A 13670-nucleotide genomic window follows, 5' to 3' on the forward strand; every position below is an offset into this window, starting at 1 on the left:
GTTTAGGAGGAACTTATGTATATTACAACCGGTGATACAGAGGCTGCTTCTCTTGTTGAACGCGCACGCAAGCTTGCGGAAACGACAGGAGGCACCTATGTGCCGCGCAATAAAAAGTCACTGTCCAGGCTATTCGAACGTTACGGAATAAACGAAATTTTGGTCGTGCTTCAGGGAAAGGCACGCTTGTACCGCAAGGATGCACCGCAGCTTGAGTTTCATCCGAGTATGGGATTCGTTCGCGCCAAACGTGTACTGCGTGGAGAATCTGATCCAATGCTGGAAGCGGGAGCTGTTCTTAAGGGAGATACCATTGTTGACTGTACCGCAGGACTGGGCACGGATGCGCTGGTATTTTCGGTCGCGGCAGGGAAGCAAGGACGGGTTATTGCTTGCGAAAGCTCGCTGCAGCTCTATGCGCTGTTGTTGGAGGGAATGTCACATTACGAAAGTAGTCAGCCAGAAGTCGATGAAGCCTTTCGCAGGATCGAATTACGACATGCCAATCACTTGGACTTCCTTCGCACCTTGCCTGATCGAAGCTGTGATACCGTCTATTTCGATCCCATGTTCCGCGAGCCAATGATGGATTCGAGTGCCATTCAGCCTTTGCGGGATTATGCGAACCCCCATGCACTGGACATACAGAGCATAGAGGAAGCCAAACGAGTAGCCCGTAAACGGGTAGTGATGAAAGAAAAGCGCGGCAGCGCAGAATTTACAAGGCTCGGATTCGAGGTGCTGGATCGCGCCAATGCAAAAACACTGTACGGAGTGATAAATGTTGAAATCGGAAGATAAACCGAAACTGCTTGTATTGGTCGGACCGACAGCAGTGGGCAAAACAAGAATGAGTATCGAGCTTGCACAGGCGTTCAATTGCGAGATTATCTCGGGAGATTCAATGCAGGTATATCGTGAGATGGATATCGGAACGGCGAAAATTACCCTTGAAGAAATGAAGGGAGTGCCCCATCATCTCATAGATATCCATGAACCGGAGTATCCATATTCGGTGGCAGAATTCCAGGAGAGCTGTACCCGTTTGATCAGTGAGATTCATGCACGTGGCAAGCTGCCTTTTATTGTTGGAGGTACCGGTCTGTACGTGGAGTCGGTTTGTTACGGCTTTCAATTCTCGGAAAGTGGGTCGGATGAGGCTTTTCGGGAAGAACAATTCCGCTATGCTGAGGTACATGGTGCACAAGCGCTTCATGACAAACTAAGAGAAATAGACCCGGTCAGTGCAGATCGTTTGCATGTGAATGACCAGCGGCGAATCGTCCGCGCCCTTGAGATTTACCATCTTACAGGAGAGCGACTGTCCGAACAGCTGGCATCACAGAAAAAAGAATCTCCATATGACCTCAGTATTATCGGTTTGACCATGGATCGCCAGAAGTTATACGCCCGGGTTGAAGAGAGAATCGATCTGATGATTGAGCAAGGCCTGGTTGATGAGGTGAAGTCATTGCTGGAGCGTGGTGTTGCCAGAGGGCATATCTCTATGCAGGGACTGGGGTATAAGGAAATAGCGGCATATCTTCAAGGCGAAGTGAGCTGGGATGCTGCGGTGGAATGGCTGAAAAGAGATACTCGCCGTTTTGCCAAACGGCAGCTCTCCTGGTTCCGTCACATGAAGGACATCGAATGGGTGGATATGACGGACACGGAAAATTTTGCAGGGAAATATGAGCAGGTATGTACACTGATTAAACAAAAGTTTGACTACACGTAGAATGTGAAAATAGGCCCCATATGGGACGTTAGAACCTCTATCTTTTTGTTTCAGAAAAGGTAGAGGTTTTATTATTTTCACCTAAATGAAGAGGGAGAGTTGTATTAAATTATTGTAAAAAATAACATGAACATTAAAATAAAAGCACATAACAACAGGAATGAAGATCAAAGTTATATGCCCAAGAAAGGAGTGAGCTGGATGGATGCAGGCATGAGTGCTGGTACGAGTCTATATCTCTTTTGTCCGGATTATATGGAGCTGCTCTCGCTATTCTGGGTCTTATTGCCCTAATTTGGGTAATTATCGTTCTGTCCAATACCAATACATACCTGAAATTGCTGATTAAGGACCGAAAGCAGCGCCAGAATGTTCCTTTAACGAAGGCGTTGACGAAACCTTTGGTGGATCAGGTAGAACAGGATTAAAGCGCTCTAAAACGAAGATTTTGTCCCTCTTTTGCAAATTAGACAAGCGGTGTATAATGGATAAGTCTTCTAGCTGCATGCCAGGTTGATTCCGAGATGCAAATGTGGGGACAAGGGGTTTTTGTGGATTATATGAAACTGTTCATGATATAATAGCACGAAAGCTACTCAGCGATATTGAATACTATCTTAAAACGAATTCAAATGAACCAATGGGGGTACGGCTAATGAACAAGTCCATCAACATCCAAGATACGTTCTTGAACCAACTGCGGAAAGAAAACATTCCAGCTACGGTCTATCTGACCAACGGCTTCCAAATCCGTGGGACGATCAAGGCATTTGACAATTTCACGATCGTCATTGACAGCGACGGACGCCAGCAAATGGTCTATAAGCACGCCATCTCCACGTTCACGCCGCAACGCAGCGTATCGCTGATGCAGCAGGATAACAGCGGCGAAGCTTAAAAAAATTTCGAAACCTTTTCTACAACCATTTCGTCTACAAGTATAGGAATTGAAGCAGAGCAACCTTCACAAGGGTTGTTCTTTTCATTCCGGGCAAAAAAGGTTTATGATAAGCCTTAGCCATCAGGCGAATAGAAATTACGCAACCGAAAGGGAGTCAGGAGGTAACATGCCAAACGATCCGTTGTCGAGGTCTAACAATCGCAACAGTAATAACAAGTCAACCAAAAAAGCGAAGCCAAAGACCTCTAAAAAGAAAAAAATTACGGGTAAACGCGTTGGATGGACACTATTTTTCACCATGGCAATCGCCATCTTCTGTGCACTTGGCGGGTATCTGTTTATCATGGTAAGTGGTGAGCGGCTGCTTACAGCCAACATGGACAAAACAACTATTAATGAGACGTCGAAAGTATATGACCGTAACGGCCAACTAATGGGCGAGCTGTCGATTAAAAAACTGGAACCCATTGAGAGCGATGCTATCCCTAAACTGGTAAAAGAAGCTTTTGTTGCAACAGAGGATAAACGGTTTTACGAGCATCAGGGTGTGGATATCTGGTCCATCGGACGTGCAGCGGTAAAAGACGTTATGGCCCGTTCCATGGTAGAGGGCGGCAGTACGCTGACCCAGCAGCTAGCGAAGAATATGTTCTTGTCCCGTGACAAAACATTCTTCCGGAAAGCAACTGAAGTATCCATTGCGATGGCTTTGGAGCGCAAGTACACAAAAGACGAAATTCTGACGATGTATTTGAACCGGATCTTCTTCGGTCACCAGCGTTACGGAATTCAAGCGGCATCCGAATTTTATTTTGGGAAAAAGGATTTGAATAAGCTTGAGTTGTGGGAGGTTGCCACATTGGCAGCGATGCCTAAAGGACCTTCTGCTTATAACCCGCTGAGCAATCCAAACGATTCCAAAGCACGCCGTGGTGTGGTGCTGCAGCTGATGTACGAACAAGGTTACATCACGAAAGATGAGATGGATGAAGCCAAAGCGGTAGATTATGAGTATACGCCGCCGGAGAAAGAGCAAAAATACCAAGCCTTTATTGATTATGTTCTTCGTGAAGCGGAACGCGTAACTGGCAAAACAGAAGATGATCTGAACATCGGCGGATACAAAATCTATACGACCATGGATGCTCAGGCTCAGACGGCCATGGAAAGTGCATTCTCGGATGACAGTTTGTTTGAGGAAAGTCAGGATGACCAGAAGGTGCAGGGCTCCATGGTTATCATGAACCATGAAAATGGCAGCTTGGTTGCCCTGTTGGGTGGTCGAGACTATCAAACGAAGGGGTACAGCCGGGTAACGCAGAGCCGTAGACAACCGGGTTCGGCCTTCAAGCCCATTGTGTCGTATGCCCCTGCACTGGAGTCTGGCGACTACAACGCCAATTCGCCGCTGAGCAATCAGAAGCAGTGCTTTGGCAATTATTGTCCAGGCAACTTGCACGGATACTCTTCAACCATTAGCATGACGGAAGCCATTACGAAGTCGGAGAATATTCCTGCCGTATGGCTGCTTGATAAAATAGGTGTGAATACGGGTGTTCAATTTGCGAAAAGTGTAGGTATTCAGCTTACAGATGAAGATAAAAACCTTGCGATCGCCCTGGGCGGTCTCAGCAAAGGTACAAACACACTTGAGATGGCGCAAGCCTACAGTGCATTTGCCAATCTGGGTGAATATCAAGAGGCTTATTCGATTAAAGAGATTAAAGACAGCACAGATAAGGCTGTTTACAAGCATGATAAGTCAGAAACCACGCGTGTCATGAGTGAACAAAATGCGTATTCACTGACTCAAATGCTTCAAAACGTAGTCAATGATGGTACAGGACGTTCAGCAAGACTGGATCGACCTGTAGCAGGTAAAACCGGTACGGTGCAGAGCGGCATCGCTGGCAACAATGCGAACCGTGATGTATGGTTTGTCGGATATACACCTGAATGGACTGCAGCCGTCTGGATGGGGTATGACAATCCGGATGCAACCCATATGCTCAAAAACAGCAGTAAGCTGTCCGCTGCTTTCTTTGCCAAAGTCATGACGGAAGCGCTGAAGGGCGTACCTGTGAAGGACTTTGAAGCACCTGAAGGGGCTCAGACACCACCACCGGAAGAAACGGAACCAGAGCAGCCGCAGTTGTCGGTAAGTGGATTGAGCGGAGCATACGATCCGGCCTCTCAGACCGTTTCGCTAAACTGGACTGGTACCGGGGATGCCAATACGCAGTATCGTATTTATCGGAAAGAAACATCAGAGGCCCAATTCACGCACCTAATCGATGCGGTTGGATCTACGACTGCACAGGATTTAAGTGCACTTCCAGGACTGACATATGAGTACTATGTCACTGCCTTTGATGTGGCCTCCGGACTTGAAACAGACCCGTCCAATACGATATCTCTCATGATTGAGGCCCAGGAGATTGATCCAGTGGAACCTGACCCAGGCATAGATCCGGAAACGGATCCGGGCACTGAGCAGCCTGGTACAGAGAATCCCGATATCGGTACGCCGGACAATGGCAATTCTGGAGAAAACAATGGCAACAACGGGAATAACGGAAACAACGGCAATGGTAATGGTAACAACGGAAATAATGGCAACGGTAATGGTAACAATGGCGGACCAGGGCAAGGGAATGGACAGTCTGGTGATGGAAGTACATCCCCAGATCAGGGAACTACGGAGCCAGGTGGAAACAGTGATGGTTCGACTGACGGTTCTGTTACGACCCCTGGTGAAATTGTAACGCCTGATACCGGAACCGAAAGCAATACAGGTGAAAATGATACTTCGGTCGAATCACAGACCGGTACTGATGGTTAACGTGATTTGAATAGTAACGAATGCTTTTCTCAAGAGCCTGCTTCCCGATTATTCGGCGAGGCAGGTTTTTTTATTTTATAGTTCATTTCATTTGGATTTTGACAGCCGACATGGTGGGGCAAAGCTTAATTTTGAGTGTATAACTTAAATATGGTAAGCTGTAACTATCGTAATACGTTGTGCAAAACTGATTCGGAAGTCACGGAATCGGGATTGCGGACGTTATTCAGTGTTCACCAATATGAGAACAGGTCAAGGACCTGTGGTCGGCAAAGAGGGGTTCGTATGAAACGGAAATTCGGGGACCGCGCGAACTGGCGCCGGATTACGAACCGACAATTTACATGCCGGTTTGTACAATCCAAAGTTTTCACAGGTTACATTACGTTGTATACCATACAGGATTTGAAAGAACCTTTGTGGAAAACCTATGGAGGGAGTACCTTTTGCATCGCGGATAAAGGATATTCATGGCTGCAGTACTACCCTAAGGGCGAGCATTTTGTGGTCACTGCCATGTTTGACAATCAGGAGCGTATTGTTGAATGGTATATTGACACCTGTCGCAGTCAGGGCATAACGGACCAGGGGGTTCCTTGGTTTGATGATCTCTATTTGGATGTCGTTGTCCTGAAAGATGGAGAGGTATTTTTGCTGGATGAGGATGAGCTTGAAGACGCACTTTCGCGCAAGCATATCACAACTGGAGATTATGATCTGGCTAATCGAACGGCCAAGGAGTTGCTGCATGCCATCGATGCTCATGTGTTTCCTTATTTTCAACTATCGCTGAAGCATCGGCAAACCTTGTTCGAGAACGGAGAATTTCGCAAAAACGTTCATATCTGAGTTTTGATCAAGCACAGAATTACTTCATCATCCTTCTAATATTGGAGCATCTGATAGAATACATTAATAATCAGGAGAGATCAGCCCGATAAAATAGAGGTGATGGCGAATGAACGGACGGGTTATGGCTGCAGGAGGGCAACCGGGAGGCAGACCATCCAGACAAATTAATGTTGTATTGCGAAACCAGGAGCCTCAGATGTTGGTCAAGGAAGAGGAGACACCAGTTCAGGCAGCCAAGGGGTTAGCAAAGCATGGACATTTCCAGGAGATTCAGGGTGAGCTGGAGCAGTTGGTGGGATTGGAAAATATCAAAGAGCTTGTATTTGAAATCTATGCTTTCTTGCAAATTGCCCAAATGCGTTCAGAAGCAGGTTTGCTCAGTGGAGCGCACGTGTATCATATGATTTTCAAAGGAAATCCGGGGACAGGTAAAACAACAGTGGCGCGGATTGTCGCAAAGCTGTTTCAAAAGATGGGTGTGCTGAGTAAAGGGCACCTCATTGAGGTTGAACGGGCCGATCTTGTCGGAGAGTACATTGGACATACGGCACAGAAAACGCGAGATCTGGTTAAAAAAGCCCTTGGGGGTATTTTGTTTATCGACGAGGCATATAGCCTGGCGCGCGGGGGCGAGAAGGATTTTGGCAAGGAAGCTATTGATACACTTGTGAAGTCCATGGAAGATCATAAGAATCAATTTATTTTGATTTTGGCAGGATACTCTGAAGAAATTGACTTTTTTCTGCAGACAAATCCGGGATTACCGTCCCGCTTCCCCATTCAGGTTGAATTTCCGGATTACAGCATAGATCAGTTAATTCAAATATCGGAAATCATGGCGAAAGAGCGAGACTATATCTTGATGCCACAGACCATCCTTAAGTTAAAGCACCATTTGCTTCAGGAAAAAAATGATTCTCTGCACGCGTTCAGTAATGCTCGATATGTTCGTAACGCAATTGAGCGCGCCATTCGCCATCAAGCAGTTCGATTGCTGGAGCAGTACACCCAAAGCAGTCCCGGGAAATTGGAGCTCATGACGATTCGCACAGAGGATTTGAAGTTTGAGCGAAAGTAAGCGATAATGGTTTTTTTGGATCAGCCGGCCGGGTTAACCGGTTCGGCTTAAAGTATGCTATGAGGGAACAATAAACGAAATAGATGTAGATGAGTTTTAGAAGGAGGGCACATAGAATATGACAAATACCACACATGATACAGAGCAAGTCAAGAAAGACCGCGCCGTATTGGTGAGCCTGATTACCGATGAAGTGAAGCGCTCAGGCATTAATCCGGAGTACTCACTGGAAGAATTGGTGAAACTTGCAGAGACTGCAGGAGTTGAAGTGCTGAGTGTACTGTCTCAGAATCGGGAAACCAGAGATACAAAATGGTTTATCGGTAAAGGGAAAGTGGAGGAGCTTCGCGCAATCGCAGAGGAACTTGGTGCTACCACAGCGATTTTTGACCAAGAATTGTCTGGAGCCCAGGTTCGAAATCTGGAAGAGGCACTGGATCTCAAGATTATTGACCGTACTCAATTGATTCTGGATATTTTCGCTCAGCGCGCAAATACAAGAGAAGGTATTATACAAGTTGAATTGGCTCAGCTCAGCTATTTGCTGCCACGTTTATCGGGGCATGGCAAAAACCTTTCCCGGCTTGGTGGGGGAATCGGAACACGTGGACCGGGGGAAAGCAAGCTGGAGACGGATCGTCGTCATATTCGGGGACGCATTGATGATCTGAAACGGCATCTGGAAGAGGTTACACGTCATCGTAAATTGCACCGTGAGCGTCGCAAAAAGACAGGAATTGTTCAGGTAGCACTCGTTGGCTATACGAATGCCGGTAAATCCACACTGCTTAAACAATTGACTGCTGCTGATGTTTACATTCAAGATCAGCTGTTCGCAACACTTGATCCTACTTCACGTACGATGGAGCTTCCGAGTGGGAAAGAGATCGTGCTTACAGATACGGTTGGATTTATTCAAAACCTTCCGCATGATCTGATTGCAGCTTTCCGTGCGACTCTGGAAGAAGTGAATGAAGCAGATCTTATTTTACATGTTGTGGACGCTTCCTCTGCAATGCGCGAAGATCAGATGAGAACGGTGCACGAAATTCTACAGCAGTTGGGATCCGGGGACAAGCCTCAATTGGTTCTCTATAACAAAAAAGATGCTTGCACACCGGAGCAGCTGGAAATGCTTCCTTTGGACAAAGATCATATGAAGGTAAGTGCGCTGGATGAAGCTGACCTGCTGAAGATTAGGGAGCGTATTCAGGAAGAGTTAACCGGGGACACGAAGCGGTTTCGGATTCCTGCAGAACGTGGGGATCTGACTTCTGTACTCTACAAAATCGGAGATGTCGTTGAAACGACTTTTGAAGAAAACGATGTGATTTATCAAGTAGAGCTGCAAAAAGGGGAATATGAAAAATTCGGTTATTTACTTGAAGATTTCATTGAACTGTAATATACATGACACATTAATGTGGTAAGTTGACACGATAATCAATATTACGCGTTAGATATGGGCTATGAAGGGGAATGAAGGTAAGATGGCAAGTTTGGATACAGCAATTGTTGAGCTTCAACAACAAGTTGAGGCTCAGATCGAACAGCAGATGAAAATGATTGATGGTATTACCGATTATAACCAGTGGAAGGTCATTGATGCTTTTCAACGCAAACAAGTCAGTGATTATCACTTTGCTGGTTCGACGGGATATGCATATAACGACCGCGGCCGGGAAGTGCTGGATGAGGTGTATGCGGACGTATTTGGCGCAGAAGCGGCGTTGGTACGTCCTCATTTTGCGTCAGGTACGCATACGATTGCTACAGCTCTATTTGGGGTACTGCGCCCAGGTGACGAGTTGTTATACATCACAGGTAAGCCTTATGACACATTGCACAAAGTGATTGGCAAACCGGGAGACGGCACCGGATCTCTTCGAGATTTTGGTATCGGTTACCGTGAAACCGCTTTGCTTGCGGATGGCAGTGTAGACTGGGATTCCGTTAAGAATAATATTAATTCATCGACCAAAGTCATTGGCATCCAACGTTCGAGGGGATATGACTGGCGTTCTTCCTTCTGTATTGAAGAGATTGCGGATATGGTAGCACGCGTAAAGTCGATGAAAGAAGATGTCATCGTGTTTGTCGATAACTGCTATGGTGAATTCACTGAGAAACGCGAACCGACTGAGGTCGGTGTAGATCTGATGGCAGGCTCACTAATCAAAAATCCTGGGGGCGGCCTCGCTGAAACCGGGGGATACATATGTGGGAAGGAAAAATACGTGCAACTGGCGGCGTACCGTTTGACTGCACCTGGCATCGGCGGTGAGGTTGGTGCCATGTTGGGAACCACCCGGGGGATCTATCAGGGACTTTACATGGCCCCGACAATAGTGGGGCAAGCCATTAAGGGAAGTACCTTTGCAGCAGCAATGTTTGCTGCTTCGGGATTTGAAACCAAACCAGCCTGGAACGAGACACGCACGGATTTGATTCAGGCGGTACAATTTTCTTCCGCGGAGCACCTGATTGCCTTTGTACAAGGGATCCAGCGGGCTGCTGCTGTGGATAGTCATGTTGTTCCCGAGCCATGGGACATGCCTGGTTATGAACATCCTGTCATTATGGCGGCAGGTACGTTTATACAGGGTGGAAGTCTGGAATTATCTGCAGATGCCCCTATACGAGAGCCATATATCGGCTATATGCAGGGGGGATTAACCTACTCTCATGTCAAATATGGCGTTTTGATGGCGCTCCAGACGATGAAAGATCGTAAATTATTGTGAGTTTATCTAACACGTCATTGACACTTAGTAACAACTAAATGTACAATAAGGTGAAGAATAGATGACTGGAAGGTTGATGAACATGGGTGACGAAATTCGCAGAAATATGGCCTTATTCCCGATAGGTATTGTTATGAAACTAACGGATCTGTCAGCTCGTCAGATTCGATATTATGAGCAGCACAGCTTGATTGTTCCAGCGAGAACGTCAGGTAACCAACGTTTGTTCTCATTCAATGACGTAGAACGATTGCTGGAAATTAAGGCCTTGATTGAAAAAGGGGTTAACATTGCTGGCATCAAGCAGGTAATGAATCCTGTGTCCAAGGAATCGGAAGAAGCGACCGTTATCACGGCTGATACAGAAGTGAAGCGCAGAGAACTTTCCGATACACAGCTGCATCGCCTACTGAAGCAACAGTTGGTTTCTGGTAAGAGACCTGGACAAGTATCTCTCATTCAGGGAGAGCTTTCCCGATTCTTTAATAAAAAGTAAGTTCGCATAACTTGGCGAGTGAGGGGAAATCATGCGGTTGTGATGGCAGACTCCTTGACCCGTGGAACTTTCTAATGTACAAATATAACAGGCAAGCCAAATACGCAGATAAGAAAGGGAGAGGTTATAGTGAGTTATACAAAAGAAGACATTCTCCGCATTTCGAAAGAAGAAAACGTACGATTCATTCGATTGCAATTTACTGATTTGCTTGGAGCTATCAAAAACGTTGAAATTCCTGTGAGCCAGTTAACTAAGGCTCTGGATAACAAAATGATGTTCGATGGATCTTCCATCGAAGGTTATGTACGTATTGAAGAGTCTGACATGTACCTCTATCCAGATCTCGATTCTTGGCTGATTTTCCCTTGGGTAGCAGAGAACCGTGTTGCTCGTCTGATTTGCGACGTATATCTTCCGGATGGTAATCCGTTCCCAGGAGATCCACGTGGCATCTTGAAACGAAACCTGAAGGAAGCCGAAGAAATGGGATTCACTTCCTTCAATGTCGGTCCTGAACCAGAGTTCTTCTTGTTCAAAACAGACGAAAAGGGAAACCCGACTAACGAACTGAATGACCAAGGTGGATATTTCGACCTTGCGCCTACGGATCTTGGTGAAAACTGTCGTCGTGACATCGTTATCACACTTGAAGAAATGGGCTTTGAAATCGAAGCTTCCCACCATGAGGTAGCTCCAGGTCAGCATGAGATCGACTTTAAATATGCTGATGCTCTGAAAGCAGCAGACCAGATCCAAACGTTCAAACTCGTTGTTAAAACGATTGCACGTCAGCATGGTCTACATGCTACCTTTATGCCGAAACCGCTGTTTGGTATGAACGGTTCCGGTATGCACTGTAACCAATCCTTGTTCCAAGGCAAGGTGAACGCATTCGTTGACGAGTCGGACGAGTTGGGTCTGAGCAAAACTGCACGTCACTTCATGGCTGGAACTCTGAAGCATGCGCGTGCGTTTGCAGCAATTACTAACCCAACTGTGAACTCATACAAACGTCTTGTACCAGGTTATGAAGCCCCTTGTTATGTAGCATGGTCCGCCAGTAACCGTAGCCCTATGATCCGTATTCCAGCTTCCCGTGGTCTGAGTACACGTGTAGAGGTTCGTAACCCGGATCCGGCTGCTAACCCTTACCTGGCTTTGGCTGTATTATTGAAAGCAGGTCTGGACGGAATCAAACGTGAGCTTTCCTTACCAGCTCCGATTGACCGTAACATCTACATCATGTCAGAAGAAGAGCGTGTGGAAGAAGGTATTCCAAGCTTGCCAGCTGACCTGAAAGAAGCATTGAATGAATTGATCCGCAGCGAAGTCATCTGTGATGCACTTGGCGATCACGCCCTGGCTCACTTCTACGAGCTGAAAGAAATTGAGTGGGATATGTACCGTACGCAAGTCCACCAATGGGAACGCGATCAATACATTACATTGTACTAATACCGGAAGCCCTTGGCGCATTAGCGCTGAGGGCTTTTTTATGCGAATAGTAAGAATAAAAGAGGAGGGGGCAATCCGGGAGTAATGTCTTATCGAAATGCAAGAGACAATACATAGGAATTGGAGAAAATATCAATCTTTGATATGTTGATATTTTCATATTAATAAGATATAATTCAATTATATTTTGAGCAATTTAATTTTAAAATATTAATTGGAGATGTTGTTATGGAACAAGCGAAGCAACTCGTAGCAAGCCAGCGAGCTTTCTTTTATACAGGCCAAACCAAAAATATTGATTATCGTATTCGTGCTCTTCAACAATTAAGACAGGGAATTGAGAAATACGAGCAACGGATATTGGACGCCCTGCGTGCGGATTTGAATAAATCTGAAGCTGAGGCGTATAGCTCTGAGATTCGCATCGTTTTAGGTGAATTGGATTTTGCATTAGATCATCTAAAAGATTGGGCGGCGCCTAAAGCTGTGCCCACAAGTTCTCTCATTCCTGATGGCGTAAGTACTATTTATACAGAACCTTATGGGTTAGCACTTATTATTGCACCTTGGAACTATCCGTTCCAACTGGCCTTTGGTCCTTTAATCGGCGCGATAGCAGCTGGTAACTGTGCCATTATCAAACCATCTGAATTAACTCCGTCAGTATCACGTCTTACTTATGATCTGGTTGAAGAGATCTTCCCTAAAGAGTATGTAGCGGTCATGGAAGGTGAAGTTGAGACAAGCACAGCCTTATTGAATGAGAAGTTTGATTACATCTTTTTTACAGGCAGCACGGGTGTTGGCCGCATTGTAATGAAAGCCGCAGCTGAACATCTCACCCCGGTCACGCTTGAATTGGGCGGTAAGAGCCCCGTAATCGTTCATAAAGATGCTGATTTGCAGCTGGCTGCTCAGCGGATTGTTCGCGGCAAGTTTTTAAATGCGGGTCAGACCTGTGTCGCTCCGGATTACTTGCTTGTACATCGTGATGTACACGACAAATTACTTGAACTGATTGCGGCAGAGATCAAAGACAAATTTGGTGAAGATGTGATCCGAAATACTGATTTTCCTCACATCGTCAATGCTCGTAACTTTGATCGTTTATCGGTTTTCCTTAATGGTGGTAATGCTCTAATCGGTGGTCGTTCTGATCGGGATCAGCTGCTAATTGAACCGACAGTGCTTGGAAATGTGGATTGGGATTCGCCTGTTATGCAAGAAGAGATCTTCGGTCCTATTTTACCTGTGATGATATACAATGATCTTAACCCTCTGCTGGATGAGATTGTGCGACGTCCAAAACCGCTGGCACTCTATCTCTTCACACAGGATGAGGATCTTCAGAATCAGATTCTGGATCAAATTTCCTTCGGTGGCGGCTGCATTAATGATACTTTGTCTCATATGACCTCACATTTCCTGCCGTTTGACGGTGTTGGAGAGAGTGGTATGGGAGCTTACCATGGTCACAAGAGCTTTGAAGTGTTCTCCCATCACAAAAGCATCCTAAAACGTTAAGAAACGTGACCAAAAATGGAGTCAAATAAAAAAAAGA

12 protein-coding genes are annotated in these 13670 nt (G+C 46.0%); all 12 read left to right on the top strand.

The genetic code is table 11. The features are described from left to right. Nucleotides 1–15: 15 nt before the first annotated feature. The 12 genes from AB3N00_RS00335 to AB3N00_RS00390 all read left to right on the top strand — a co-directional run bounded on the left by AB3N00_RS00335 (nucleotide 16) and on the right by AB3N00_RS00390 (nucleotide 13633). A complete protein-coding gene (locus tag AB3N00_RS00335; RefSeq protein ID WP_413032773.1) occupies nucleotides 16–801 on the top strand; it encodes a class I SAM-dependent methyltransferase in 786 nt (261 codons plus the stop codon). Continuing rightward, nucleotides 785–1738 carry a tRNA (adenosine(37)-N6)-dimethylallyltransferase MiaA gene (gene miaA, locus AB3N00_RS00340; protein WP_413035147.1) on the top strand — a complete coding sequence of 318 codons (954 nt, stop codon included), beginning with the start codon at nucleotides 785–787 and terminating at the stop codon, nucleotides 1736–1738. The genes AB3N00_RS00335 and miaA overlap by 17 nt, the downstream gene beginning before the upstream one ends. Nucleotides 1739–1980: 242 nt before the next feature. Beyond that, nucleotides 1981–2166, top strand: a complete 186-nt coding sequence (locus AB3N00_RS00345; protein ID WP_413032774.1) for a hypothetical protein — start codon at nucleotides 1981–1983, stop codon at nucleotides 2164–2166. A gap of 227 nt (nucleotides 2167–2393) precedes the next feature. After that, the gene (hfq, locus tag AB3N00_RS00350) at nucleotides 2394–2636 is read left to right on the top strand and encodes an RNA chaperone Hfq (RefSeq protein ID WP_017687918.1); all 243 of its coding nucleotides are present in this window, start codon (nucleotides 2394–2396) and stop codon (nucleotides 2634–2636) included. A 169-nt stretch (nucleotides 2637–2805) separates the two neighbouring features. Then, nucleotides 2806–5481 carry a PBP1A family penicillin-binding protein gene (locus AB3N00_RS00355; RefSeq protein ID WP_413032775.1) on the top strand — a complete coding sequence of 892 codons (2676 nt, stop codon included), beginning with the start codon at nucleotides 2806–2808 and terminating at the stop codon, nucleotides 5479–5481. 285 nt (nucleotides 5482–5766) lie between these two features. Continuing rightward, the gene (locus AB3N00_RS00360; protein ID WP_413032776.1) at nucleotides 5767–6330 is read left to right on the top strand and encodes a DUF402 domain-containing protein; all 564 of its coding nucleotides are present in this window, start codon (nucleotides 5767–5769) and stop codon (nucleotides 6328–6330) included. A gap of 109 nt (nucleotides 6331–6439) precedes the next feature. Then, nucleotides 6440–7411, top strand: a complete 972-nt coding sequence (locus tag AB3N00_RS00365; RefSeq protein WP_413032777.1) for an AAA family ATPase — start codon at nucleotides 6440–6442, stop codon at nucleotides 7409–7411. A gap of 118 nt (nucleotides 7412–7529) precedes the next feature. Continuing rightward, the gene (hflX, locus tag AB3N00_RS00370) at nucleotides 7530–8816 is read left to right on the top strand and encodes a GTPase HflX (RefSeq protein ID WP_413032778.1); all 1287 of its coding nucleotides are present in this window, start codon (nucleotides 7530–7532) and stop codon (nucleotides 8814–8816) included. An 85-nt stretch (nucleotides 8817–8901) separates the two neighbouring features. Continuing rightward, complete coding sequence (locus tag AB3N00_RS00375) at nucleotides 8902–10155, top strand: aminotransferase class I/II-fold pyridoxal phosphate-dependent enzyme (protein WP_413032779.1); 1254 nt, start codon at nucleotides 8902–8904, stop codon at nucleotides 10153–10155. 82 nt (nucleotides 10156–10237) lie between these two features. Beyond that, entirely contained in the window at nucleotides 10238–10651 is a 414-nt protein-coding gene (locus AB3N00_RS00380) for a MerR family transcriptional regulator (protein WP_095286436.1), read from the top strand. Between the two features lie 129 nt (nucleotides 10652–10780). Further along, on the top strand, nucleotides 10781–12109 hold the full coding sequence (gene glnA, locus AB3N00_RS00385; protein WP_239296243.1) for a type I glutamate--ammonia ligase: 1329 nt from the start codon (nucleotides 10781–10783) through the stop codon (nucleotides 12107–12109). Nucleotides 12110–12337: 228 nt separating this feature from the next. Beyond that, nucleotides 12338–13633, top strand: coding sequence for an aldehyde dehydrogenase (locus AB3N00_RS00390; RefSeq protein WP_413032780.1), 1296 nt, complete (start codon nucleotides 12338–12340; stop codon nucleotides 13631–13633). The last annotated feature ends 37 nt before the right edge of the window (nucleotides 13634–13670 follow it).

This window comes from Paenibacillus xylanilyticus (genome assembly GCF_047246825.1).
In the GTDB taxonomy this organism is placed as follows: Bacteria; Bacillota; Bacilli; order Paenibacillales; family Paenibacillaceae; genus Paenibacillus; species Paenibacillus xylanilyticus_B.